We start from the raw sequence: 24,650 nt of genomic DNA, 5'->3' as shown, positions 1-24,650 counted from the left end.
AAACGAATGGTGATACCGTCCTCTGCATAGACATGCGGAGGTGGGCATGGGGTTTCGTGTCGCGGTGGCGGGGGCCAGCGGCTACGCGGGGGGCGAACTGCTCCGGTTGATCGCCGGACACCCGGAGTTCGACCTCGTCGCGGCCACGGCACACAGTCAGGCCGGCCAGCCGGTCGCCTCCGTGCATCCGCACCTCGCCGGACTGGATCTCCCGTTCGCTCCCACCGAGCCGGGCGTGCTGGCCGACGCGGACCTCGTCTTCCTTGCTCTGCCGCACGGCGAGTCGGCGGCCCTCGCCGCGCGTCTGCCGGAGTCGGTCCGGCTGGTGGACCTCGGCGCCGACCACCGGCTGACCGACCCCGGCGCCTGGACCCGCTACTACGGCGGCACGCACGCCGGCGCCTGGACGTACGGTCTGCCGGAACTTCCCGGGCAACGGGCGGCGATCGCGGGCGCGACCCGGGTCGCCAACACCGGCTGCTACGCGGTGGCCACGATCCTGGCGCTCGCGCCGCTGCTCGCGGCCGGGGTCGCGGCGCCCGACGACGTGGTGGTGGTCGCCGCCTCCGGCACGTCGGGCGCCGGTCGGGCCCCGAAGCCGCACCTGCTCGGCAGTGAGGTGATGGGGGACCTCGCGCCGTACAGGGTCGGCGCCCACCAGCACGTGCCCGAGATCAAGCAGGCCAGCGGCGCACGGAGCCTGTCCTTCACCCCGGTGCTGGCGCCGATGCCGCGCGGGATCCTGGCCACCGTCACCGCCGTGCCGGCGGCGGCCGGCGTCGACCCCCGCGCGGTGCTCGCCGAGGCGTACGCGGAGGCGCCGTTCGTGCACGTCCTCCCCGAGGGGCGCTGGCCGCACACCGCCGCCACCCTCGGCAGCAACTCCTGCCACCTGCAGGCGACCGTCGACGTCGACTCGGGTCGGCTGATCGTGGTCAGCGCCATCGACAACCTGGGCAAGGGAGCCGCCGGCCAGGCGGTGCAGTGCGCGAACCTGATGGTCGGGCTGCCGGAGACGACCGGCCTGTCGGCGTACGGCGTCGCGCCGTGACCAGCGCAACCGCGACCAGCGGACAGAGGAGACACGCATGAGCGTCACCGCGCCCCGCGGGTTCCGGGCGTCCGGAGTCGCCGCCGGGCTCAAGGCCAGCGGCGCGCCCGACGTCGCCGTGGTGCTCAACGACGGGCCGGCGACCGCGGCGGCCGGCGTCTTCACCACCAACCGGGTCAAGGCCGCCCCGGTGCTCTGGAGTCAGCAGGTGCTCCGCGGCGGGCGGGTCCGGGCCGTGGTCCTCAACTCCGGCGGCGCCAACGCGTGCACCGGTGCGCCGGGCTTCCAGGACACCCACCGTACGGCGGAGCATCTCGCCGCCGCGCTCACCCGGGCCGGCGGGCCGGAGCCGGTCGGCGCCGGTGAGGTGGCGGTCTGCTCCACCGGGTTGATCGGCGAGCGGCTGCCGATGGACCGGCTGCTGGCCGGAGTGGACGCGGCGGTCGCGGCGCTGGCCACCGACGGCGGTGCGGCGGCGGCCGAGGCGATCATGACCACCGACACCCGGCCGAAGACGACCACGGTCGCGGGCGCGGGCTGGACCGTCGGCGGCATGGCCAAGGGCGCCGGCATGCTGGCGCCGGCGCTCGCCACCATGCTCTGCGTCCTCACCACCGACGCGGTCGCCGAGCCGGAGGTGCTCGACGCAGCCCTCCGGGCCGCCTGCCGGGTCAGCTTCGACCGGATCGACTCCGACGGCTGTCTCTCCACCAACGACACGGTGCTGCTGCTGGCCAGCGGTGCCGCCGGGGTCACGCCGAGCAGCGCCGAGCTGACCGAGGCGGTCACCGCGGCCTGCCGCGATCTTGCCCGACAACTGGTCGCCGACGCCGAGGGCGCCACCAAGGACATCGCCATCGAGGTGACGGGCGCCGCCGACGAGGACGACGCGGTCGAGGTGGGGCGGGCGGTGGCCCGGAACAACCTGGTCAAGACGGCACTCTTCGGCAACGACCCGAACTGGGGTCGCATCCTGGCCGCCGTCGGCACCACCACCGCGGTCTTCGAGCCGGATGCCCTCGACGTCGCGATCAACGGCGTCTGGGTCTGCCGGGCGGGCGCCGCCGCCGAGGACCGGGCAAAGGTCGACCTCTCCGGCCGGGACGTGACCATCCGGATCGACCTGCACGCCGGTTCCGCCGCCGCGACCATCCTGACCAACGACCTGTCGCACGCGTACGTGCACGAGAACTCGGCGTACTCGACATGAACCTGACCCGTGACCTGACCGAGGCGCAGCGGAAGGCCGCCACGCTGATCGAGGCGCTGCCGTGGCTCGCCCGCTTCTCCGGCGCCACCGTCGTGGTGAAGTACGGCGGCAACGCGATGACCGATCCGGAGCTGCAGCGCGCCTTCGCCGCCGACATGGTCTTCCTGCGCTACGCCGGCCTGAAGCCGGTTGTCGTCCACGGCGGCGGCCCGCAGATCTCGGCGATGCTGAACCGCCTCGGCATCCCGAGCGAGTTCCGGGGCGGCCTGCGGGTGACGACGCCGGAGTCGATGGACGTGGTCCGGATGGTCCTGGTCGGCCAGGTCGGGCGGGAACTCGTCGGCCTGATCAACGAGCACGGCCCGTTCGCGGTCGGGCTCTCCGGCGAGGACGCCCGGCTCTTCACCGCCGTCCGCCGCCCGGCGTACGTGGACGGGAAACCGGTCGACGTCGGCCAGGTCGGTGACGTGGACCAGGTGAACGTCTCGGCGGTCGCCGACCTGATCACGGCCGGCCGGATCCCGGTGATCTCCACGGTGGCGCCGGACGCGGACGGGGTACTGCACAACCTCAACGCGGACACCGCCGCCGCCGCGCTGGCGGTGGCGCTCGGGGCCCGCAAGCTCGTCGTGCTGACCGACGTACCCGGGCTCTACGCCGACTGGCCGGACACGTCGAGTCTGATCTCGGAGATCACCGCCGACCAGCTCGCCGAGCTGCTGCCGACGCTGGAGTCGGGGATGGTGCCGAAGATGGAGGCCTGCCTGCGCGCGGTGCGGGGCGGGGTGCCGGCGGCGCACGTGGTGGACGGTCGGGTGGCGCACTCGACCCTGCTGGAAGTTTTCACGTCGGAAGGATTCGGCACGATGGTGGTTCCCGAGCCCGGAGCGGTTGAGTCATGAGCGAGTGGAGCGAGCGCGTCAGGTGGCTCGGTGCGGGTGCTTCGCGGGGCGGCGCGGAGCGGGGCGGAGTGCCGGCATGAGTTCCCTCCTGGACCGCTGGTCGCAGACCATGATGGAGAACTACGGGCCCCCGCAGCTGGCGCTGGTCCGGGGTCGTGGCGCGGTCGTCGTCGACGAGGCCGGCCGGGAGTACGTCGACCTGCTCGGCGGCATCGCGGTGAACGCGCTCGGGCACGCCCACCCGGCGGTGGTGGAGGCGGTCTCCACGCAGGTCGCGACCCTGGGGCACGTCTCCAACCTCTTCGTCGCCGAGCCCCCGGTGGCCCTCGCCGAGCTGTTGCTGGCGCTGGCCGGCCGGCCGGGGCGGGTCTTCTTCGCCAACTCGGGCGCGGAGGCGAACGAGGCCGCGTTCAAACTCTCCCGGCTCACCGGGCGGACCCGGATCGTCGCCGCCGAGGGCGGCTTCCACGGCCGCACCATGGGGGCGTTGGCCCTGACCGGGCAGCCGACCAAGGCGGACCCGTTCCGCCCGCTGCCCGGCGAGGTGACCCACGTCCCGTACGGTGACGTCGATGCGCTGGCCGCCGCGGTCGACGACGAGACCGCGATGGTGATCCTGGAGCCGATCCAGGGGGAGAACGGCGTGGTCGTGCCCCCGCCCGGCTACCTTCGCGAGGCCCGCCGGATCACCGCCGAGCACGGCGCGTTGCTGGTGCTCGACGAGGTCCAGACCGGGATCGGCCGGACCGGGCACTGGTTCGCCCACCAGGCCGAGGGCATCGAGCCGGACGTGATCACGCTGGCCAAGGGGCTCGGCGGAGGGCTGCCGATCGGCGCCTGCCTGGCCTTCGGCCGAGCGGCCGAGCTGATGCGTCCGGGTCTGCACGGCACCACCTTCGGCGGCAACCCGATCAGTTGCGCCGCCGGCCTCGCGGTGATCTCGACGATCGCCAACGAAGGGCTGATCGACCACGCCAAGCGGGTCGGCGAGCGGATCCGGCGGGGGATCGAGGCCCTCGACCACCCGCTGGTCGCCGGGGTACGCGGCGCCGGGCTGCTGCTCGGCATCGTCCTGCGCGCCCCGGCCTCCGGCGCGGTCGCCGGCCTGCTCCGGGACGCCGGCTTCCTGACCAATCCGGTGCAGCCGACCGTGGTCCGGCTGGCTCCGCCGCTCATCCTGACCATGGAGCAGGTCGACGCCTTCCTCGCCGCTCTTCCCGGGGCGCTGGACGGAGCCGACCCGGCGGGAGGCGGCGGACCGCCGGCCGTCCAGGCCGCCGCGTCCGTCGGACACGACCTCGCCGGCTCGTCGGGGGGTGGCCACTGATGGTCCGGCACTTCCTGCGCGACGACGACCTGACCCCCGCCGAGCAGGCGGCCGTCCTCGACCTGGCCGCCCAGATGAAGGCGGACCGGTTCGCCCACCGGCCGCTGGCCGGACCCCGTTCCGTCGCGGTGCTCTTCGACAAGCCGAGTCTGCGGACCCGGTTCTCGTTCGACGTCGGCATCGCCGAGCTCGGCGGCCACCCGGTGGTGGTCGACACCCAGGTGACGCACTTCGGCCGGGGCGAGTCGCTGGTCGACGCGGCCCGGGTGCTCTCCCGGTACGTCTCGGCCATCGTGGTGCGCACCTTCGGCGACGAGCGGCTCGCCGAGATCGCCGCCGGGTCGGACGTACCGGTGGTCAACGCGTTGACCGACGGCTTCCACCCCTGCCAGCTCCTGGCCGACCTGCTCACCGTCCGCGAGCGCTGCGGCGGCACCGCGGGCCGGACCCTGGCGTACGTCGGCGACGCGGCCAACAACATGGCCCACTCCTACCTGCTCGCCGGGGCCACCGCCGGGATGCACGTCCGGGTCGCCGGCCCGTCCGGCTTCGACCCGTCGGCGGCCGTGGTCAGCCGCGCCGCCGAGATCGCGGCCTGGACCGGCGGTTCGGTGCAGGTGCTGCGCGACCCGCTGGAGGCGGTGGACGCGGCCGACGTGGTCGCCACGGACACCTGGACCTCGATGGGGCAGGAGGACGACGGCCGGGACCGGGTCACGGTGTTCCAGCCGTACCAGGTGAACAAGACGCTGTTGGCCGCGGCCCGGCCGGATGTGGTGGTGCTGCACTGCCTGCCGGCGCACCGCGGGGAGGAGATCACCGACGAGGTCTTTGACGGGCCGCGCAGCGCGATCCTCGACCAGGCGGAGAACCGGCTGCACGTCCAGAAGGCGCTGCTGGCCTGGCTCCTGGCGCAGGAGCCGCGATGACGGCGCCGGTGACGCGTACCGCCCGGCACGCCCGGATCGTCGACCTGATCCGGACGCGCCCCATCCGGTCGCAGACCGAACTCGCGGAACTGCTCGCCGCCGACGGCGTGCAGGTCACCCAGGCCACCCTCTCCCGTGACCTGGAGGAGCTGGGCGCGGTCAAGGTGCGCGGCGGTGACGGGCCGGCGGTCTATGTCATCCCCGAGGACGGCCAGCGGCCGCTGCGGGACGCCGAGCAGGCCCCCGCCCGGCTGGTGCGGCTGCTCCGGGAACTCCTCACCGGGGTCGACTCGAGTGGCAACATCACCGTGCTGCGTACCCCACCCGGTGCGGCCCAGTATCTGGCCAGCGCGTTGGACCGGGCGGGCCTGCCGGAGGTCGTCGGCACCATCGCCGGTGACGACACCGTCCTGGTGGTGGCCCGGGAGGCCGTCGGTGGGGCGGTGCTGGGAGCGAAACTCTCCGCCTGGGCCGGTCGGGAAGAGCGCGGCGAGGGGAGGACGTCGTGACCGGGCCCACCGTCCCGGCGTACCTGGGGGCGGTCGAGGGGCCCGACGCCCGCGTGGAGTCCGTCACCGGCCCCGGCGAGTCAGCGAGGGACGCCCGGTTGGGAGGCTGCCCGACATGACCTTCACAATGGGCGGCGTGGACGACAAGAGCCTGACCGAGAACAGCGCCGGGACCAACCGTACGAGTCTGTGGGGCGGTCGGTTCGCCGGCGGTCCCGCGGAGGCGCTGGCCAGACTCTCGATCAGCGTCCAGTTCGACTGGCGGCTCGCCCCGTACGACCTGGCCGGCTCCCGGGCGCATGCCCGGGTGCTCGCCGCCGCGGGCCTGCTCGACCCCGACGAGCTGGGGCGGATGCTGGCCGCCCTCGACGACCTGGAGGCCGCGGTCCGGACCGGCACGTTCCGGCCGACGGTCGAGGATGAGGACGTGCACACCGCGCTGGAACGCGGCCTGCTGGAGCGGCTCGGCGCCCTGGGCGGCAAGCTGCGGGCCGGTCGGTCCCGCAACGACCAGGTCGCCACCGACCTGCGGCTCTACCTGCGGGACCACGCCCGTGGTCTGGCCGGGCGGATCGTCGGCCTGGCCGACGCCCTGATCGAGCAGGCGGCCCGCAACCTGGAGACGCCGGCTCCGGGGCTGACCCACGTGCAGCACGCGCAGCCGGTCACCTTCGGCCACTGGCTGCTGGCACACGTCCAGCCGCTGCTGCGGGACCTGGAGCGGCTGCGCGACTGGGACCACCGGGCCGCGGTCAGCCCGCTCGGCGCGGGTGCGCTGGCCGGCTCCGGGCTGCCGCTGGACCCGGTGGCGGTCTCCAAGGAGCTCGGCTTCCGGACCTCGTTCGCCAACTCGATGGACGCGGTCGCCGACCGGGACTTCGTCGCCGAGTTCCTCTTCGTCACCGCGCTGCTCGGCGTGCACCTGTCCCGGCTCGGCGAGGAGGTGGTGATGTGGACCTCGCAGGAGTTCGGCTGGGTCGAGCTGGACGACTCCTTCGCCACCGGCTCGTCGATCATGCCGCAGAAGAAGAACGCCGACGTCGCCGAGTTGGCCCGGGGCAAGTCCGGCCGGCTGATCGGCGGGCTGGTCAGCGTGCTGACCATGCTGAAGGGTCTGCCGCTGACGTACGACCGGGACATGCAGGAGGACAAGGAGCCGGTCTTCGACGCGATCGACACCCTCGACCTGGTGCTGCCCGCGTTGGCCGGGATGATCTCGACCATGACGGTCCGGGCGGACCGGCTCGCCGCCGCCGCCCCGGCCGGCTTCTCCCTCGCCACCGAGGTCGCGGACTGGCTGGTCCGCAAGGGTGTGCCGTTCCGGGAGGCGCACGAGGTGACCGGCCGGTTGGTGGCGCTCTGCGTGGCCCGGGAATGCGAACTCGACGAGGTCTCCGACGAGGACCTGCGGCTGGTCAGCGAGCACTTCGACCCGAGCGTCCGGGACGTGCTCTCGGTCCGCTCCGCGTTGGCCGCGCGGACCACGCCGGGCTCGACCGGTCCGGGACCGGTGGCCGAGCAGCTCGCCGCCGCCGCCGACCAGCTCGACAGCTGGCGGGAGTGGTCCACCGAGTCGGTGCTGCCCCGGTGACGGCCTCCGCCGGCCGCGGCCGGCCGGGTGGCGGAGCGACGCGCGGCTCCGGCGGGTCGGGTGCCGCCCCGGTCCGGCGCCCGACATCGCCGGAACGGCACGAGGGGTACGCCGCCCTCACCGATTGGCCGACCGTCGGTGTCCCCTCGCCCGCCCCGTCGCCGCGCCGTTCCCGTGGGACGTGCCGTTCCCGCGGGAGGCGCCGTTCCCGTCGGTCGTCGGCCCGCCGGGGAGCGCCGCGACCCTGACCAGCGCGTCCAGGTGCCCCAACGGGGAACCGTCCCGGGCCAGTCGCTGCCCGCTGATCCAGACCCACTCGTTGTCGTAGTACCGGGACAGGTCGAGGCGGACGAACTCCACCATGAGCCGCAGCCGCTGGTCGCCGTACCGCCAGTCATCCGCGCCGAGGTCGAGGACCGTCCCCGGCGGCAGGTGCGGCACCTCCCGCCCGTCGCTCATCGGAACCGCCGTGCCGGGGTGTTCCGGCGTACGCCGGCGGTGGCGCAGGCCGGGCAGCTCAGGCCGCCGCCACAGGTGGCGCACCAGCGGCGGGATGTCCGGTAGGTGCAGAGGCCGGCGACGAAGCCCAGGGTCATCCCGGCGACGGCTGCCGCGGTGACGTACATGGCAACCCTCCATTTCGGTGACTGCACGTAACCATCGCGTCGCCCGTGGGGAGCCGCAAGGCCGGCGACCGAGATCTCTCGCGAGTGAGTGACTGAACGGGTGGTGAATCACAGACTTCTGTGCATGGATCGCTGCTCCCCGCCGGACGGGCCCGCCGTCGTTCGTGATGTGCTTGACGCATGCCTCTGACCACCACGGAGTTCGCCGCGCTGCTGGCCGGGCCGGTGCTGCCCGCGGCCCGGGGACTGCTCGGCAGCACCCTCGCCGCGAACGGCGTCACGGTACGGATCACCGAGGTCGAGGCGTACGCGGGCAGCGGCGGCGATCCCGCCTCGCACGCGCACCGGGGACGGACCCCGCGCAACGCGGTGATGTTCGGCCCGGCCGGGTACGCCTACGCGTACTTCACCTACGGCATGCACTGGTGCATGAACGTCGTGACCGGGCCGGCGGGGGAGGCGTCGGCGGTCCTGCTCCGGGCGGGCGAGGTGGTCGACGGGATCGAGGTCGCCCGGGCGCGGCGGACCGCCGTACGTCGGGACGTGGACCTGGCCCGCGGACCCGCCCGGCTCTGCGCGGCGCTCGGGCTGGACGGGTCCGTCTACGGCCGTTACCTGCTCGGGGACGGGCCGGTACGGCTGCGCCCGCCGGCCAGCCCGGTGCCCCCGGCGGCGATCGCCGCCGGTCCCCGGGTCGGGGTGACCGGTGCCCACGACCGGCCGTGGCGGTTCTGGATCGCCGGAGACCCGACGGTGAGCGCCTACCGCCGGCACGTCCCACGCCGGCCGAAACCGACCGGCTCCGAGTGACGGGCGGACGCGGCGCGGTCCGCGTCCCGGCGCGGGGCCGGGGACGCGGACCCGAGACGTGTGCGGAAGGTGGTTCCGTCGTTACGGATACGTGGTCAGGTAGCGGACCTGGTTGGCGGTGTTGGCCGGCTCGCCGGCGTTGTTGATGATCCGGTTGATCGTGCCGACCCCACCCAGTGAGACGGTGACCATGTTGGTGAACCGGACGCCGGAGGTGACCGGGACCTCGAACGCCCGCTCGTTGACCACGGAGGGGTTGACGTTGAAGTAGCAGTAGCTACCCAGTCCCCAGGCCTCGTGGCTGGTCACCGGGTCGGCCACCTTGTACGCCGCGTACCCCCGGGTCGACCCGTTCATCCAGGCCGCCTGGTTCGGCGGGTCGTACGGCTTCTCGTTCTGGAAGAAGTACGTCCGTCCGCCGTTGCCGTTCCAGATCACCTCGTACTTCTGGTAGTGCTCGACGAAGAGGCCGTACATGGTGACGTTGTTGCCGTTCACCACCAGCCCGGTGTCGGCCGGGTTGACGGTCCAGCCGTAGGTGCCGGGGTCACCGTGGTCGGCCCGCCACAGCCACATGTGGTCGCCGATCACGTTGTGGCTGTTGATCCGCAGGGTGGTGGTGGCCTTGCCGGCGACGGCGCCGCCGATCCGGAAGAAGACGTCGTGCAGCGAGGTCGGGTTGGCGGCGTGGTTCGCCGACGACCCGGCCGGGCCCACCTCCAGCAGCACCGGGGAGTTGGTGACCCCGGCCTCGAACATGAGGCCGGCGATCTTGACGCCGTCCACGTCCGCGACGGTCATCGCGACGATGCCGTTCTGCGGCTCGAGGGTGGCCAGGCCCAGGCCGAGCACGACGGTGTCCGGCCGGGTGACCCGGATCGTCTCGTCGATGCGGTAGAGGCCCGGCGTGAAGAGCAGGTTCTTGCCCTGGGCCAGCGCCGCGTTGATGGTCGCCGCGGTGGTGCCCGGCCGGACGACGTAGAAGGTGCTCAGCGAGAGCGAGGAGCCGACCGGCGTCTTGTTGTACCAGCTGGTGCCGGCCGAGTTGGTACGCAGTCCGGGGACGAAGACCCGGTACTCGCCGTTGCCGGCGATGTACAGGAAGGGCTTCTCCCGGACCACCGGGGTCTGTGGGATCACCGTGTGCGAGGGGTTGGGGAAGTGCGGCGGCGGCGCCCCGGTCACCCCCTGGAACACCATGTTCCACACCGACCCGTTCCAGCTGCCGAACTCGCTGTTGCGCGAGTACCACTGCTGCTGCGAGCCGGAGACGACCATCCCGTCGATCTTGGTATCGGCCATCAGGCCGCCGCTGGACCAGCCGTCGCCGCCGTTCCAGAGCTGGATCTGGTTCTGCGCGCCGCGCAGGTGCATCCGGCGGTACGGCGCCGCCTGCGACACCGCCCAGCGCTCGACCGTCACGCCGGGGGGCAGGGTCACCGAGAGGTTCTCGGCCGCTCGCCAGAAGTTCTGGGTGGCGTTGCCGCCCATCCAGAACGCCTCGACCCGGACGTGCCCGTTCAGGTTGACGTCGTCCGGTGACATACCGAGCCCGGCGACCTGGGTGAAGAAGCCGAGGTTGACGTCGGCGGTGTAGGTGCCGGGCTTGAACAGCACCGCGTAGCGCCGGGGCGCGAACTGGGCCGTCTCCTGCTGCGCGAAGATCGAGTCGAGCCGGCTCTGTATCGCCGACGTCGGCGTCGAGGGGTCGAAGACGAAGGTGTTCGGGCCGAAGTTCGGGTTGAACGGGTCGGTGGGCTCGACCGTACCCGGGTCGCCGCCACCGGCGTACTCGCCGATGACCTGGAACTCCCAGAGTGAGTAGCCCCAGCCGGTGGCCCGGGTCGTGCCGTACATCCGGACGTACTGGCCGGTGCCGGAGACGGTCAGGGTCTGGACGCCGCCGGTGCCGGTGGTGGTGCTGTAGATGGTGGTCCAGCCACTGCCGTCGGCCGAGGTCTGGATCTGGAAGGCGCTTGCGTACGCGGTCTCCCAGTGCAGGACGACCTGGCTGATGGTGGCGGTGGCGCCGAGGTCGACCTGGAGCCACTGTGGATCACTGAAGGCGCTCGACCAGCGGGTTCCGGTGTCGCCGTCGACCGCCGCGGAGGCCGGGACGCCGGCGTGTTCGGTCGAGGAGGCGGTGGCCGGACGTCCCTGGGAGAGCAGGGTCGGCGCGGCCTGCGCGGCGGGCACCGGTCCGGCGAACGGGGTCAACGCGAGCAGGAGCGCGGTGGCGACGCCGAGGGCGACGCCCCGGCGTCGGGGTGCGGTCGGGCCGGCGAGCCGGCCAGGCGGAGACTGACGGGAAAAAGGATGAGAAATCATCACGGTACCTGTCCAGGAGGGCACGCCCGACGTGGCCTCGGCACGGGGGGAGAGAGAACCGCGCCGGTACGCCGGTGGCGGCTGCGGTGGGGTGAGACGGCCGGCGATGCGGCGGGGTGTTCCGGTCCGGACCGGGCGTGGGGGTGTGGTGGGGGTCGACTCCAGTGTCGGGTGTAGACGGTGAAGAGAGCGCTCTCTCGGGAACCCGAGTCTGGCGCCCGCCTTCCGTCGGCGTCAAGACATCAATCTATTACGACGTAATTTATCCCGGATGTCCGGGTGGGCCGGTCGCCGGGCACGAGCGGCGGGCCCCGGCGGCGCGGGTGCTGCCGGGGGTACGGGCAGCGGGAAATCCGGGGCCGCGGACGCGTTCCCCGGCCGGGCGGCGGACGCGTCCCGGTCAGGTGCGGGTACGGACGCCACCCGCGGCGAGCAGTTCGGCGATCGGCAGGGTCGCGGCGCCCAGGGCCACCGCGTCGACCCCGAGCTGCCCCAGTTCGATGCGGGCCTGCTCGTACGGCTGACGTAGCGCCTGGCCAGCCGCGGCCGACCGGATCGAGGGGAGCAACCGGGCACCGAGGGCCATTCCGGCCCATCCGCCCAGCACCACCCGTTCCGGGTTGAACAGGTTGATCAGATTCGCCACCCCCGCGCCGAGGTAGCCGGCCGTCTCCTCCAGCACCCGGCGGGCGGTGGCGGAGCGCTCGGCGTCCTCGAGCAGCGCGTTGAGCTGGGACTCCTCGTCGGCGCCGGGAACCTCCCGGCCGTGCCGGGCCTCGCGGTAGCGGTCGAGGATCCCCTCGGCGCCGACGTACGCCTCCAGGCAGCCCCGAGCCCCGCACCGGCAGGCGCGTCCGCCGTACACCAGGGTGGTGTGCCCCCACTCGCCGGCGCTGCTCGACGAACCCCGGTACATCACCCCGTTGGTCACCACGGCGGCGCCGACGCCGGAGCCGACCAGCGCGAAGACGGCGTGTCGGCTGCCCCGGCCGGCGCCGAACCACATCTCCGCCTGGCCCAGCGTCTTCGCGCCGTTGTCGATGTGCACCGGAAGGTCGATCTCGGCCCGGAGCAGCCGCTCCAGCGGCACCCCGTGCCAGCCGAGGGTCTGGGCGTGCACGATCGCCTCGTCGCCCTGGACCACCACGCCGGAGACGCCGATGCCGACGCCGAGGATGTCCGACCGGGCCACCCCGGCCTGCGTGGTGACGGCCTCGATCCCGGCCAGGATGTGCCGGACCACGGCCTCCGGCGCCGGCCCGTCCGCGTCGAGCGGGTAGTCCGCGCTGGCCAGCAGCGTCATGGCCAGGTCGAAGAGCTCGACCCGGACCCGGGTCTCCCCGACGTCGACCCCGGCCACCAGGGCGAACCGGGGCTCCACCCGGAGCATCATGCTGGGGCGCCCGCCGTCGGACTCCACCGCGCCGGCCTCGACCACCAGGCCGGCGCTGATCAGGTCGCCGACCACGTTGCTGACCGCCGGCTGGCTCAGGCCGGTGCTCCGGGCCAGGTCCTGCCGGGTCAGCGGCCCCTCGAGGAAGAGCTTCGACAGCAGGGCGGACCGGTTGCGTTGCCGCACGATCCGGTTCGTCGTCCGTTCCAGGTCCACCCACCGCCTCAGATAAACCCGGCGCTGCCGGGAGCCACTGTACGGCCAGTCCTTGACGGCCCGGCCGCCGCACACTTTAATAACGACGTTAATTAAGCCTTGATGGAACCCCCGGCAGGATCGTTCTGGCACCTCCGGGCAGATCGTGCCCCACCGCTCCACCACCTCCGGCCGTCCGGACCCCCGCCGCGGCGCATCCTGCCAACGGACTCCGGGCGGCCGCCGACGCAGAAGGGCAGACCGTGTCGAAGAGACACCTCGCAGTACTTGCCGCCGCCCTCGTGACGACCGCCTCGCTCGCCGCCTGCGGCGACTCGGGCGGATCCGCGGGCGAGGCCGCGAAGACGCTCACCTACTGGGCGAGCAACCAGGGCGCCAGCATCGAGTTCGACAAGCAGACGCTGCAGCCCGAACTCGACAAGTTCGAGAAGCAGACCGGCATCAAGGTCAGCCTTGAGGTGGTGCCCTGGTCGGACCTGCTCAACCGGCTGCTGGCCGCCGCCACCTCCGGCAAGGGCCCCGACGTGGTGAACATCGGCAACACCTGGTCGGCGTCGCTCCAGGCGACCGGCGCGTTCGTGCCGTTCGACGACGCGACCCTGGCCGCCGTCGGCGGCAAGGACCGGTTCGTGCCGGCCGCGCTTGCCGCCGCGGGAGCCCCGGGCAAGCCGCCGACCGCGGTGCCGCTGTACAGCCTCGCGTACGCGCTCTACTACAACAAGAAGATGTTCGCCGACGCCGGCATCACCAACCCGCCAGCCACCTGGGAGGAGCTGGTCGAGGTGGGCAAGAAGCTGACCAAGGGCGACCAGTGGGGGCTCGCGATCGAGGGTGCTAACCCCTCGGAGAACTCCCACCACGCCTTCACCTTCGGCCAGCAGTGGGGCGGCGAGTGGTTCGACTCGTCGGGCAGGCCGACCTTCGACACGCCGCAGAACGTCGCCGCCGTCAAGCGGTACATCGACCTGATGGCGGCAGACAAGATCGTCAACCCCAGCAACGCCGAGTACGCGCAGAACCAGTCCGTCGCCGACTTCGCCAACCGCAAGGCGGCGATGCTGCTCTGGCAGGCCGCCGGCAACAACTTCAAGGCCCAGGGGATGAGCCCCGACGAGTGGGGGGTCGCCCCGGTGCCGTTCCCGGCCACCACCCCGCCGGGTGGCAAGCGGATCAACAGCATGGTCGCCGGCATCAACATCGCGATCTTCAAGCACACCAAGAACAGGGACGGCGCGCTCCAGTTCGTCAAGTTCATGACCAGCGACGAGGAGCAGATCATCCTCAACAAGACCTACGGCTCGTTGCCGTCGGTCACCACGGCGGGCGCCGACCCGGCCTTCCAGGCCCCGGAGCAGAAGGTGCTCCGGGAGGTGCTCACCACCACGGCCGCGCCGTTGCCCCAGGTGCCGAACGAGAGTCAGTTCGAGACGCTGGTCGGCGCCGCGATGAAGGAGCTCTTCGCCGACGCCGCGAGCGGTAAACCCATCACCGAGGCGCTGGTCAGGGAGAAGCTCAGCGTGGCCCAGCAGAAGATGGGCAGCTGAGCCCGGACAGCCCCGACGGGCGCCGACCACCGGCGTCACGACACCGACGTGGACCGTGGAGGGGGACGACGCGCCACCCCTCCACGGTCCACCTTGACGGGACCGGTCGGACCGGCCGGCCGGTCCGGACCCAGACCGGCCGGTCGCGACCGGTCCGGATTCGAGAGGACCGGTCCGACGGCCGGTCCGGCTCCGAGAGGACCTGATGGCCACCACCACCGCACCCGGTCCGGTACGGCCCACCGGCCCGCCGGCCGTGCCCGCCGCGGCCGGCCGCCGTGCCCGTCGCCGTAAGAGCCGGCGACTTCTCCTGCCGTACCTGCTGCTCGTCCCGGCGCTCGTGCTCGAACTGGGCGTCCACATCGTCCCGATGCTCGTCGGGGTCTGGATGAGCCTGCTGGAGCTCACCCAGTTCCACATCCGGGACTGGTCCACCGCGCCCTTCACGGGCCTGGAGAACTACCGGGTCACCCTCGACCTCGACTCCGCCACGGGCAAGGACCTGGTCCACTCGTTCTGGGTGACCGTGGTCTACACGGTGGCCTCGGTCGGGCTCTCCTGGGTCCTCGGCCTCGCGGCGGCGGTCTTCCTGCAACGGCCGTTCCGAGGTCGGGCCCTGCTGCGGACCCTCTTCCTGACCCCGTACGCGTTGCCGGTCTACACCGCCGTGATCACCTGGAGCTTTCTGTTTCAGCGGGACACCGGCCTGGTCAACCACGTCCTGGCCCAGCTCGGGCTGGTGGACGAGCCACCCTTCTGGCTGATCGGCGGCAACAGTTTCTGGTCGCTGCTGGTCGTCTCGGTCTGGCGGTCCTGGCCGTTCGCCTTCCTCTGCATCATGGCCGGCCTGCAGAACGTCCCCGCCGACCTCTACGAGGCGGCTGCGATGGACGGCGCCGGATTCTGGCGGCGGCTGGGCAGCGTCACCCTGCCGCTGCTCCGCCCGGTCAACCAGGTCCTGTTGCTGGTCCTCTTCCTCTGGACCTTCAACGACTTCACCACCCCGTACGTCCTCTTCGGCGGCGCCGCGCCGCGAGAGGCCGACCTCATCTCGATCCACATCTACGAAAGCTCCTTCGTGACCTGGAACTTCGGGCTCGGGTCGGCGATGTCCGTGCTCCTGCTGCTCTTCCTGCTCGTGGTCACGGCCGTCTACCTGCTCGTCACGAACCGCAGGAGAGCGTATGCGTGAGACCACCGGTGAACGCTGGGCCCGTCGGATCGTGCTCAGCCTGCTGACTCTCTTCGTCGTCACGCCGCTGTACGTGATGGTCACCTCGGGTCTGAAGCCGCTACGCGACGTGCAGGGCGACTTCACCTGGCTGCCGACCCGGCCGACGATCCAGCCGTTCCTGGACATGTGGCGGACCGTGCCGCTCGGCCGGTACATGGTCAACAGCCTGCTCGTCGCCAGTGTCGCCGCGATCGTCTCGGTGGCGATCGCGATCTTCGCCGCCTTCGCGGTGAGCCGCTACCGGTTCCGAGGGAGGCAGCTCTTCTCGGTCACGGTGCTGTCGACGCAGATGTTCCCCGGCATCCTCTTCCTGCTGCCGCTCTTCCTCATCTACGTCAACCTCGGCACCCTCACCGGGATCGAGCTCTACGCGACCCGGCTCGGGCTGATCATCACGTACCTGACCTTCTCGCTGCCGTTCTCGATCTGGATGCTGGTCGGTTACTTCGACTCGATCCCGCGCGGGCTCGACGAGGCGGCCCAGGTCGACGGCGCCGGCCCGATGCGGACGCTGTTCCGGGTCATCCTGCCGACCGCGATCCCCGGCATCGTCGCCGTCACGGTGTACGCGTTCATGACGGCCTGGGGCGAGGTGCTCTTCGCCTCCGTGATGACCGACGAGAACAGCCGCACCCTCGCCGTCGGGCTCCAGGGATACGCCACCCAGTACAACGTCTTCTGGAACCAGGCCATGGCGGCCTCGGTGGTGGTGAGCATCCCGGTGGTCGTCGGCTTCCTGGCCCTGCAGCGGTACTTCGTCGCCGGCCTGACCGCCGGCGCGGTCAAGTAGCCGCCGTGTATCGCCCCGTCCCGCGTCCCGCCGCTCGCCGGCGCGTCCGCGATCCCACCCGGCGGCCCGTCCCGTCCCTCAGTCGTGCCACCGCCCGGTAGGGCCGGAGCGCGCCCCGAAGCGTCCGCAAGAACCAGGAGGAGAGTCGACCCGTGTCGGACCTGTCCAAGTTGCCGCCCAACTTCACCTGGGGCGTCGCCACCGCGGCGTACCAGATCGAGGGTGCCGTCGCCGAGGACGGCCGCAAGCCGTCCATCTGGGACACCTTCTGCCGGGTGCCCGGCGCCGTCGACAACGGCGACACCGGGGACGTGGCCTGCGACCACTACCACCGGTGGCCCGAGGACGTGGAGCTGATGCGCCGGCTCGGCGTCGGGGCGTACCGGTTCTCGGTGGCCTGGCCGCGGATCGTGCCGGACGGGACCGGTACGGTCAATCCGGCCGGGCTCGCCTTCTACGACCGGCTGGTCGACGCGCTGCTGGCGGCGGAGATCCGACCCCTGGTCACGCTCTACCACTGGGACCTGCCACAGGCGCTGCAGGATCGGGGCGGCTGGCCGGAGCGGGCCACCGCCGAGGCGTTCGCCGAGTACGCCGCCCTGGTCGCCGGCCGGCTGGGGGACCGGGTCACGGACTGGGTGACGGTGAACGAGCCGCTCTGCATCTCCTGGATCGGGCACCTGGAGGGGAGGATGGCCCCCGGCGAGCGGGACCTCACCCGGGCGGTCGCGACCTCACACCACGTCCTGCTCGGGCACGGCCTCGCCACCGCGGCGATCCGGGCGGCGGCGTCGCGGCCCGCCGCGGTCGGCATCGTGCTGAACCCCAGTCCGTGCCAGCCGGCCAGTGACCGGCCAGAGGACGTCGCGGCGGCGGTCCGCGCGGACGGGCACGTCAACCGGTGGTGGCTGGATCCCCTGTACGGCCGGGGCTACCCGGCCGACATGATCGCCACGTACGGCCAGGAGCCTCCGGTCCGCGCCGGTGACCTGGAGACGATCGCGACACCCACCGAGTTCCTCGGGCTGAACTACTACTTCCGGCAGCTGATCGTGGACGATCCGGACGGGCCGGTGCCATACGCCCGGCAGATTCCGGTGCCGGGCGCGGTGCAGACGGCGATGGGCTGGGAGGTCTACCCGTCGGGCCTGGAGGAACTGCTGGTCTCGGTGCACCAGACGTACGCCCCGCCCCGGATCATGGTCACCGAGAGCGGCTCGGCCTGGTACGACGAGGTCACCCCGGAGGGCGGGATCGAGGACAAGGAGCGGACCGCCTACCTGGAACAGCACATCGAGGCCTGCGCGGCGGCGGCCGCCCGGGGCGTGCCGATCGACGGCTACTTCGTCTGGTCCCTGCTGGACAACTTCGAGTGGGCGTACGGCTACGACAAGCGGTTCGGCCTGGTCCACGTCGACTACGCCACCCAGCGACGCACCATCAAGGCGAGCGGGCTGCGCTACGCCGAGTTGATCCGCGAGCACCAGCGGCGCGGCGGGCTGGCCGACCGGTCGGCGCGCTGACCGGAGTCGGCGTTGTCCCTGGGACGCCGCCGTGGATGCCTCGCACGGGTATCCACGGCGGCCGTTCTGTGGCTCCCGCCGTTCGCCGCCCCGGTGGGCACGGGGATGGCCCCGACCGCCCTCCGGCCGGGCGTGGGCGGGGCCGGCGGCTCGGCCACCGGACGGGGAACCACCGGCCAGGACCGGACCGGGCCGACGCGGGTACGGTGTGCAAAGCCCTTCGATGGGCGACCGTCCCGCCTACTCCCACGATCCACCGAGGAGTCCGAGATCAGATGAGTGATCGGGTCCAGGCCACCGAACAGCCGGGGTCGACGAGCCAGCGGCGGCCGACCAAGCAGGAGCGGCGGGCCGCCGCCGAGGCGGCCGCGGCACGCGCGGCGGCGATCCGGGCACGCCGGCAGCGTCGGGCCGGCGCCACCGCCGGGGCCGTACTGGTCGGGTTGGGGTTCGCCGCGCTCATCGTGCTCGGCGACGACCGCGACGACCGGTCGGAGCCGACGCCGGCGGCGGCCGGCACCCCGGCCGCGACGCCCAGCGCCGCGCCGACCGTACCCGCCCCGACACCGGCCGGGAACACCCCGACCCCCGGCGCCTCTCTCGACCCGCGGCTGTCCGAGCGGCCGGTCGTCGAGGCTGGTCGCGGGGAGCTGAGCACGCTCGAGGTCACCACGCTGATCGAGGGGACCGGGCCGGAGGTGCGCCGCGGTCAGACCATCGTGGTGAACTATGTCGGCGCTTATTACGGTAGCGGCGAGGAGTTCGACTCCTCCTGGCGTAGCGGTCAGCCCGCGCGGTTCCGGATCGGCGTCGGCGACGTCATTCCCGGCTGGGATCAGGGGCTGGTCGGGGTCAAGGTCGGCAGCCGGGTCCAGCTCGACATCCCGACCGACCTGGCGTACGGCCAGAACCCGCGCCAGGGCCAACCGGCCGGGCCGCTGCGCTTCGTCGTGGACGTCCTCGACGCGCGGTAGTCCGTGCCGCGGTCGGTGCCCCGGCCGGGGAGTGGTCGTAGCAGGGGCCGTCCGGTGCGGGAAGCGCACCGGACGGCCGCCCGACGGATCGAGGCGGTGAGGTGAACGCCGCCGGCCCGGGCACAGGCCCACGACCAGACTGGCCCCGGCGTGGGCGTCAGGCGACGATCGGGGTGGACGCGACCCCGCGCCCCTCGGCGTGGCTGGCGCTCTCGACCGCTTCCACGGTCTCGCGGTCCCGGTACGCCCGGTACTGCCAGATGCTGTACACCAGCGCGAGCGCCCAGATGAGGTAGAGGACGGCGTACACGGGGTAGCGGACGTTGTCGGGGGCGTCGATCCAGTCGCTGCGGAGCAGGGACCGAACGTTGGTGACGACGATGATGCCGCCGACCGCCGACCCGAGGATCCGCGGTGGGATGTGTCGAACCAGCCAGGCCGCGATCGGTGCGGCGACCACCCCGCCGAGGAGCAGCACCGCGACCCAGGCGAAGTTGATGTTCTCGCGGCCCAGCCCGGCCAGGAAGCCGATGCTCGCGGCCACCGCGATCAGGAACTCGCTGGTGTCGATGGAGCCGATGACCTTGCGTGGGGACATCCGCCCGCTGGCCAGGATCGCGGGCGTGCCGACCGGGCCCCACCCGCCGCCGCCGGTCGAGTCGACGAAGCCGGCGACCAGGCCGAGCGGGGCGAGGAACCGCTTGCGTAGCGGCCGCCCGAGCCGCTCCCGGGGGATGCCGGCGACGGTGAACCGGACCAGGATGTAGATCCCGAGGGCGAGCAGGATCAGCGCCATGACCGGAGCGGCGACCTCGGTGGAGAGGCGGGACAGGACGGTCGCGCCGGCGAACGCGCCGATCGCGCCCGGTACGCCGATCTTGGCCACCACCTTCCAGTCGACGTTGCCGAACCGCCAGTGCGCGGCGCCGGAGGCCAGCGTGGTGCCGATCTCGGCAAGGTGGACGGTGGCGGAGGCGGCCGCCGGGTTGGTGCCGATGGCCAGCAGCAGGGTGGTGGAGGTGACGCCGTAGGCCATGCCGAGGCTGCCGTCGACGAGTTGGGCACCGAGCCCTACCAGGGCGAGGAGCAGAAGTTTCCGCACGGGGATTCCTTCCCGAGATGGTCGAAGCCTGTCCGGCCGACGACGGAACAGGCGGGACGGGTACCGGCCGGCCGACGGTGACGGTCGCGGTATGGGCGGCGCTGGTGACGTACGGGATGGTGGCGCTCCGCTGCGCTATTCCCCACCTAACCCATAGGGATTGTCGATCAGGTGTCCCGGGGGAGTCAAGGCGTAATCCACGCTGCTGACGGAGCGGACCGGTCATCGCGGCGGCACCCCGTGGGCCGCGGTGCCGTGGTGGGTCGTCGCCTACCCGACCGACCCGGTTCGCCGACACCGGACCGGCCCGGTCACGGAGCCACCCCCGCTGATCCGGCTACCGCCCGGTGCCATCCGCGGCGAGGTGCAGCAGGACCAGTTCGCCCGGACGCAGCGGCGGCGCCTGCAGGCCGGCGGTGCCGAGGACCCGGCCGGAGAGGTGTACCCCGCCGTCGGTGAACCAGGCCGGCGCGGCGGCGAGCGTGGTCGTGGCCGGCTCGGGCGCGATCGGGCGCACGGTGTACCGGTATCCGGGGTCCAGCCCCGGCAGTCGGACTGCTCCGGGGCTGCTGACCGTCCCGGTCTCGACCCCGACCAGGGCGATGAGCGCGGCGCGCCGGTCCGGCGCGACGACCCCGTGCACCCACAGCGCCGGGTCGGGGTGGTCGGCCCGCACCACGGTGCCGCCGTGGATCAGGTCCCGATACCGCCGGTACAGCGCCACCCAGCCCGCCAGCTCCCGCTCCTCCTCGGGCGAGATCGTGGAGATGTCCCACTCGACGCCGAAACTGCCGAAGAGGGCCGTTCCGGCCCGGAACGCCAGGCTGTGGGTCCGCCCGGTGTGGTGCGACCGGGGCTTGCCGACGTGCGAACCGACCAGCTCGGGCGGCACCAGCAGTTGGGTCCAGCGCTGGATCGACTGCCGTTCCAGCGGGTCGAGGCAGTCGCTGCCCCAGATCCGGTCGGTCCGGGCCAGGATGCCGAGGTCGACCCGCCCGCCGCCGGAGGCGCACGACTCGATCTCCAGCCGCGGGTGGCGCTCCCGCACCGTGTCGAGCAGCCGGTAGACGGCCTGGGTCTGGGCGTGGACGCCCGGCCGCCCCGACGGCGGGAGTCCCGCGTCGAGGAGATCCCGGTTGTGGTCCCACTTCAGGTACGCGATGTCGTACTCGTTGAGCAGCGCGTCGAGCCGACCGAGGACGTACGCGTACGCCTCCGGGTTGGTCAGGTCGAGAACCTGCTGCCAGCGGGACGGACGGGGCAGCCGTCCACCGGTGCTGAGGAGCCAGTCCGGGTGGTTGCGGGCCAGCTCCGAGTCGGGGTTGACCATCTCCGGCTCGACCCAGAGCCCGAACTCCAGGCCGAGTCCGCGTACGTGGTCGACCAGCGGATGGAGCCCGGTGGGCCAGACGTCCGGGTCGACGTACCAGTCGCCGAGGCCGGCCCGGTCGTCCCGGCGGCCCCGGAACCACCCGTCGTCCAGCACGAACCGTTCCGCCCCGATCCGGGCGGCCGCGTCCGCGAGGGCCATCAACCGGTCCAGACGGTGATCGAAGTAGACGGCCTCCCAGGTGTTCACCACCACGGGACGAGGCCGGCGGCGCGGGCTCGCCATGCGGCGTAGGTGGGCGTGGAACCTCCCGGACATCTCGTCGAGTCCGCGCCCGTACGAGCCGTAGACCCACGGCGTGCGGTAACGCTCACCCGGCGCGAGGACCAGCTCGCCCGGGAGCAGCAGTTCGCCACCGCCCAGGACCGTCTCGCCCTCCGGCGTCCGCTCGACGAAACTGCGGTGGTTGCCGCTCCAGCCGACGTGCAGACCCCACACCTCGCCGGAGCGGAAGCCGAAGCCGGAGGTGCCGGCGACGAGCAGCAGGGTGGCGTCGAGACCAGACCGGCCGCGACGACCCTCACGCAGCCAGGTACCGACGGTGAGCGGACGGCGCTGCGGCGCCCGCTCCCGGCACCACCGACCGGTGAGGTCGAGCACCTCGGCGGCCTGGGACGGTACCGGCAGGCTCACCAGCAGCCCGTCAAGCTGGTACGGGTCGGCGGGCGCAAGGTTCCGTACCCCGGCGCGGAGCCGGACGAGTCCGGCCTGGTCGAGTTCGAGGGTGATCTCCAGCTCCAGGGCGGCGTGCTCGTCCCGGGCCGTCACCACCGCGCAGGCCGGCGCCGTCTCGACCTCGTCCACCACCCGCAGGTCGGTCCGGACGAACCGGGGCGACCAGGCGCGTCCGGCCCGGTGCCCGGTGAGGCCCGGCAGGCCGAACCACGCGTGCGTGTGCTCGGGCACGACGCCGACGGGTCGTCCGTCCGGTGCGCCGCGCCGGACCGGTCGCCGCAGCGCCGTGCCGAGGTCGGCGAGGTCGGGGTCGGTCAGCGGACCCAGATCGCCGCCCCAGTGGAGCACCACGGGCAGCCCTTCGTCGACGACCCCCAGGAGGAGGCTGACCCCGGCCCGGCGCAGGTGGACGAAACCGTCGGTGGTGCTACCCCGCGTCGCCGGGCGGGTCTGCTGGGGAACGGTCACGACGGATACCTCCGGGCGCGGGAGATCTGTCACCTCCGGTCCGGGTAGCGTGCCGCCGGCCCTCCTGTCCCGTCAACGGTCGGCTCGGGCGGCGACGGGTCCGCCGTCGCCGCCCGAGCCCCGGTGTTTCCGGCGCCCCGGCTCGCGCCGCCTCTGTCGAAAACCTCGGTGGGGGCCGCCCGCGGGCGATGCCGGGGAAGGCGATGGTGGAGAATCGGGACCGTGACGGATAGCAGCAGCCTTCCCCCCGCCATCCCCGGAAGCCGGGAGTCCGTGCTGGATGACCTGCGGTGGCGTGGCCTGATGTACGACTCCACCGGTTTCGACGAGCTGCGGGCGCACCTCGCGGCCGGCCCGGTGACGTTCTACGTCGGCTTCGACCCCACCGCTCCCAGCCTGCACATCGGTAACCTGCTGCAGGTCCTCACCGCGCGCCGACTGCAGCTCGCCGGGCACCGTCCGTTGCTGCTGGTCGGCGGCGCCACCGGCCTGATCGGCGACCCGAACGAACGGGGCGAGCGGACCCTGAACAGCCCGGAGGTGGTCGCCGGCTGGGTGGAGCGGATCCGCGACCAACTGGCGCCGTTCGTCTCGTACGAGGGGGAGAACGCGGCCCGGCCGGTCAACAACCTGGAGTGGACCGGCACGATGTCGGTGGCCGAGTTCCTCCGCGACGTGGGCAAGCACTTCCCGGTGAACCGGATGCTGGCCCGTGAGATCGTGAAGGCCCGCCTGGAGACGGGGATCAGCTACACCGAGTTCAGCTACCAGCTTCTGCAGGCCAACGACTTCTTCGAGCTGCACCGCCGGTACGGCTGCACGCTCCAGTTCGGCGGCTCCGACCAGTGGGGGAACATCACCGCGGGGGTGGACTACGTCCGACGCCGCGGCGGCGGGCCGGTGCACGCCTTCGTCACACCGCTGGTCACCAAGGCGGACGGCACCAAGTTCGGCAAGACCGAGAGCGGGGCGGTCTGGCTCGACCCGACGATGACCAGCCCGTACGCCTTCTACCAGTTCTGGGTCAACAGTGACGACCGGGACATCAGCCAACTCCTGAGGTACTACAGCTTCCGCAGCCACGAGGAGATCGAGGAGCTGGAGAAGGCGACGGCGGAGCGGCCCGCCGCCCGGGCCGCCCAGCGCGCGCTGGCCGAGGAGCTGACGACGCTGGTCCACGGCGCCGAGGAGGCGCGGCAGGCCGTGGCGGCGAGCCAGGCGCTCTTCGGTCGTGGATCGCTCGACGAGCTGGGTCCCGAGACGTTGCGCGCGGCGCTGGCCGAAGCCGGACTGGTCCGGCTGGACTCACTGCCGCCCGTCGCGGTGTTGTTCCGGGAGGCGGGCCTGGTGAGCAGCCTCAACGAGGCGCGCCGGGCGATCGCCGAGGGTGGCGCGTACGTCAACAACCAGCGGATCACCGATCCGGAGGCACCGATCGGTCCGGAGATGCTCCTGCACGGGCGGTTCCTGGTCCTCCGCCGAGGCAAGCGCACCTTCGCCGGAGTCGAGGTGGGCACGGTCGGGTGACGGCTGACCCGCACCGTTGATCGGCACCCGGGCCAGGGAGACGGTCGGGAATGCGCCGGTCGGATGGGGTGTTGTGCACCTGCGCGCGCACGATTCCGGCCCGTTCCCGCCGGACCGCGCAGTCCCGCGCATGAGCAACAGCCTGACCGAGCAGCGCGGACAACGCACCGCGGACGAGGTATGGGCCGTGGGTCCGGGGCGGCGTCCCGACGCCGTGTGCCTGGTCGGGCATGGTGACCGGCACCGCCCTGCGGCGATTTGGCGCCGCGTTCCCGACCGGGTAGAGTGGCGAGTCGGCAGTGCGCCGGGCGAGCGCGTGGGTGACTTCGCGAGCGGCCGGTCTGCCGAAATCCTCGGTCAATGGTTTCGGTTGTCGAACTGTGCCGTGATCGGGTGACCGTACGGGTCGATCGATTCGGTGAAAGCCGATTTGACGCGACGAAAACGGTCGGCTAACGTACGAAAGCGCCGGACGGGAGACGTGCGGCGAGGAACAGAAGCCCCGAGGGGTTGGTCTTCGGACTCATCGCT

20 protein-coding genes are annotated in these 24,650 nt (G+C 72.4%); 14 read left to right on the top strand and 6 right to left on the bottom strand.

Features of this window, described 5'->3' with window-relative positions:
• Positions 1–46 precede the first annotated feature (46 nt).
• From argC to argH, 7 genes are all read left to right on the top strand, one after another.
• Positions 47–1,051: an N-acetyl-gamma-glutamyl-phosphate reductase gene (gene argC / locus EF879_RS24940; RefSeq protein ID WP_123562765.1), complete on the top strand. Its 1,005-nt coding sequence runs from the start codon at positions 47–49 to the stop codon at positions 1,049–1,051.
• Between the two features lie 37 nt (positions 1,052–1,088).
• A complete protein-coding gene (gene argJ, locus EF879_RS24935; protein ID WP_123562763.1) occupies positions 1,089–2,261 on the top strand; it encodes a bifunctional glutamate N-acetyltransferase/amino-acid acetyltransferase ArgJ in 1,173 nt (390 codons plus the stop codon).
• Positions 2,258–3,163 (top strand): acetylglutamate kinase, encoded by a 906-nt coding sequence (gene argB / locus EF879_RS24930; protein WP_123562761.1) that lies wholly within the window; start codon positions 2,258–2,260, stop codon positions 3,161–3,163. The genes argJ and argB overlap by 4 nt, the downstream gene beginning before the upstream one ends.
• Before the next feature lie 76 nt (positions 3,164–3,239).
• A complete protein-coding gene (locus EF879_RS24925) occupies positions 3,240–4,490 on the top strand; it encodes an acetylornithine transaminase (RefSeq protein WP_123562759.1) in 1,251 nt (416 codons plus the stop codon).
• Positions 4,490–5,419, top strand: a complete 930-nt coding sequence (gene argF / locus EF879_RS24920) for an ornithine carbamoyltransferase (protein WP_123562757.1) — start codon at positions 4,490–4,492, stop codon at positions 5,417–5,419. The genes EF879_RS24925 and argF overlap by 1 nt, the downstream gene beginning before the upstream one ends.
• Entirely contained in the window at positions 5,416–5,928 is a 513-nt protein-coding gene (locus EF879_RS24915; protein WP_123562755.1) for an arginine repressor, read from the top strand. Before argF ends, EF879_RS24915 begins: the two co-directional genes overlap by 4 nt.
• 127 nt (positions 5,929–6,055) lie before the next feature.
• Positions 6,056–7,519, top strand: coding sequence for an argininosuccinate lyase (argH, locus tag EF879_RS24910; protein WP_123562753.1), 1,464 nt, complete (start codon positions 6,056–6,058; stop codon positions 7,517–7,519).
• A 117-nt stretch (positions 7,520–7,636) separates the two neighbouring features.
• Here argH and EF879_RS24905 read toward each other — a convergent pair whose 3' ends face one another.
• Together EF879_RS24905 and EF879_RS27400 are read right to left on the bottom strand one after the other, a co-directional pair.
• Entirely contained in the window at positions 7,637–7,978 is a 342-nt protein-coding gene (locus EF879_RS24905) for a hypothetical protein (RefSeq protein ID WP_123562751.1), read from the bottom strand.
• On the bottom strand, positions 7,975–8,145 hold the full coding sequence (locus tag EF879_RS27400) for a hypothetical protein (protein ID WP_158624288.1): 171 nt from the start codon (positions 8,143–8,145) through the stop codon (positions 7,975–7,977). Before EF879_RS27400 ends, EF879_RS24905 begins: the two co-directional genes overlap by 4 nt.
• Positions 8,146–8,325: 180 nt before the next feature.
• On the opposite strand from EF879_RS27400, the gene EF879_RS24900 reads away from it, so the two are divergent.
• Positions 8,326–8,955 (top strand): DNA-3-methyladenine glycosylase, encoded by a 630-nt coding sequence (locus EF879_RS24900; RefSeq protein ID WP_123562749.1) that lies wholly within the window; start codon positions 8,326–8,328, stop codon positions 8,953–8,955.
• An 81-nt stretch (positions 8,956–9,036) separates the two neighbouring features.
• Here the strand turns inward: EF879_RS24900 and EF879_RS24895 are convergent, their stop codons facing one another.
• Both EF879_RS24895 and EF879_RS24890 read right to left on the bottom strand, forming a co-directional pair.
• A complete protein-coding gene (locus EF879_RS24895) occupies positions 9,037–11,283 on the bottom strand; it encodes a discoidin domain-containing protein (protein ID WP_123562747.1) in 2,247 nt (748 codons plus the stop codon).
• 400 nt (positions 11,284–11,683) lie between these two features.
• Positions 11,684–12,892, bottom strand: a complete 1,209-nt coding sequence (locus EF879_RS24890; RefSeq protein ID WP_123562886.1) for an ROK family transcriptional regulator — start codon at positions 12,890–12,892, stop codon at positions 11,684–11,686.
• 242 nt (positions 12,893–13,134) lie between these two features.
• Here EF879_RS24890 and EF879_RS24885 point away from each other — a divergent pair, with 242 nt between their 5' ends.
• From EF879_RS24885 to EF879_RS24865, 5 genes are all read left to right on the top strand, one after another.
• The gene (locus tag EF879_RS24885) at positions 13,135–14,436 is read left to right on the top strand and encodes an ABC transporter substrate-binding protein (RefSeq protein WP_123562745.1); all 1,302 of its coding nucleotides are present in this window, start codon (positions 13,135–13,137) and stop codon (positions 14,434–14,436) included.
• A gap of 205 nt (positions 14,437–14,641) precedes the next feature.
• The gene (locus EF879_RS24880; RefSeq protein ID WP_123562743.1) at positions 14,642–15,628 is read left to right on the top strand and encodes a carbohydrate ABC transporter permease; all 987 of its coding nucleotides are present in this window, start codon (positions 14,642–14,644) and stop codon (positions 15,626–15,628) included.
• Complete coding sequence (locus EF879_RS24875) at positions 15,621–16,460, top strand: carbohydrate ABC transporter permease (protein ID WP_123562741.1); 840 nt, start codon at positions 15,621–15,623, stop codon at positions 16,458–16,460. The genes EF879_RS24880 and EF879_RS24875 overlap by 8 nt, the downstream gene beginning before the upstream one ends.
• Before the next feature lie 152 nt (positions 16,461–16,612).
• Complete coding sequence (locus EF879_RS24870; RefSeq protein WP_123562739.1) at positions 16,613–17,983, top strand: GH1 family beta-glucosidase; 1,371 nt, start codon at positions 16,613–16,615, stop codon at positions 17,981–17,983.
• Positions 17,984–18,258: 275 nt separating this feature from the next.
• Positions 18,259–18,957: an FKBP-type peptidyl-prolyl cis-trans isomerase gene (locus EF879_RS24865; protein ID WP_123562737.1), complete on the top strand. Its 699-nt coding sequence runs from the start codon at positions 18,259–18,261 to the stop codon at positions 18,955–18,957.
• A 157-nt stretch (positions 18,958–19,114) separates the two neighbouring features.
• Here the strand turns inward: EF879_RS24865 and EF879_RS24860 are convergent, their stop codons facing one another.
• Entirely contained in the window at positions 19,115–20,059 is a 945-nt protein-coding gene (locus EF879_RS24860) for a sulfite exporter TauE/SafE family protein (RefSeq protein ID WP_123562735.1), read from the bottom strand.
• Between the two features lie 337 nt (positions 20,060–20,396).
• On the bottom strand, positions 20,397–22,592 hold the full coding sequence (locus EF879_RS24855; RefSeq protein ID WP_123562733.1) for an alpha-galactosidase: 2,196 nt from the start codon (positions 22,590–22,592) through the stop codon (positions 20,397–20,399).
• A gap of 222 nt (positions 22,593–22,814) precedes the next feature.
• Here EF879_RS24855 and tyrS point away from each other — a divergent pair, with 222 nt between their 5' ends.
• On the top strand, positions 22,815–24,119 hold the full coding sequence (gene tyrS / locus EF879_RS24850; protein ID WP_123562731.1) for a tyrosine--tRNA ligase: 1,305 nt from the start codon (positions 22,815–22,817) through the stop codon (positions 24,117–24,119).
• Positions 24,120–24,650 lie beyond the last annotated feature (531 nt).

The organism is Micromonospora sp. HM5-17, assembly GCF_003762835.1.
Lineage (GTDB): Bacteria > Actinomycetota > Actinomycetes > Mycobacteriales > Micromonosporaceae > Plantactinospora.
This window is presented reverse-complemented; position numbering and strand designations above follow the sequence as displayed.

What these genes read in the sequence shown, in the direction of transcription:
- argC (WP_123562765.1), top strand. Translation starts at nt 47, where the DNA reads ATGGGGTTTCGTGTCGCGGTGGCGGGGGCCAGCGGCTACGCGGGGGGC.
- argJ (WP_123562763.1), top strand. Translation starts at nt 1,089, where the DNA reads ATGAGCGTCACCGCGCCCCGCGGGTTCCGGGCGTCCGGAGTCGCCGCC.
- argB (WP_123562761.1), top strand. Translation starts at nt 2,258, where the DNA reads ATGAACCTGACCCGTGACCTGACCGAGGCGCAGCGGAAGGCCGCCACG.
- EF879_RS24925 (WP_123562759.1), top strand. Translation starts at nt 3,240, where the DNA reads ATGAGTTCCCTCCTGGACCGCTGGTCGCAGACCATGATGGAGAACTAC.
- argF (WP_123562757.1), top strand. Translation starts at nt 4,490, where the DNA reads ATGGTCCGGCACTTCCTGCGCGACGACGACCTGACCCCCGCCGAGCAG.
- EF879_RS24915 (WP_123562755.1), top strand. Translation starts at nt 5,416, where the DNA reads ATGACGGCGCCGGTGACGCGTACCGCCCGGCACGCCCGGATCGTCGAC.
- argH (WP_123562753.1), top strand. Translation starts at nt 6,056, where the DNA reads ATGGGCGGCGTGGACGACAAGAGCCTGACCGAGAACAGCGCCGGGACC.
- EF879_RS24905 (WP_123562751.1), bottom strand. Translation starts at nt 7,978, where the DNA reads ATGAGCGACGGGCGGGAGGTGCCGCACCTGCCGCCGGGGACGGTCCTC.
- EF879_RS27400 (WP_158624288.1), bottom strand. Translation starts at nt 8,145, where the DNA reads ATGTACGTCACCGCGGCAGCCGTCGCCGGGATGACCCTGGGCTTCGTC.
- EF879_RS24900 (WP_123562749.1), top strand. Translation starts at nt 8,326, where the DNA reads ATGCCTCTGACCACCACGGAGTTCGCCGCGCTGCTGGCCGGGCCGGTG.
- EF879_RS24895 (WP_123562747.1), bottom strand. Translation starts at nt 11,283, where the DNA reads ATGATTTCTCATCCTTTTTCCCGTCAGTCTCCGCCTGGCCGGCTCGCC.
- EF879_RS24880 (WP_123562743.1), top strand. Translation starts at nt 14,642, where the DNA reads ATGGCCACCACCACCGCACCCGGTCCGGTACGGCCCACCGGCCCGCCG.
- EF879_RS24875 (WP_123562741.1), top strand. Translation starts at nt 15,621, where the DNA reads ATGCGTGAGACCACCGGTGAACGCTGGGCCCGTCGGATCGTGCTCAGC.
- EF879_RS24865 (WP_123562737.1), top strand. Translation starts at nt 18,259, where the DNA reads ATGAGTGATCGGGTCCAGGCCACCGAACAGCCGGGGTCGACGAGCCAG.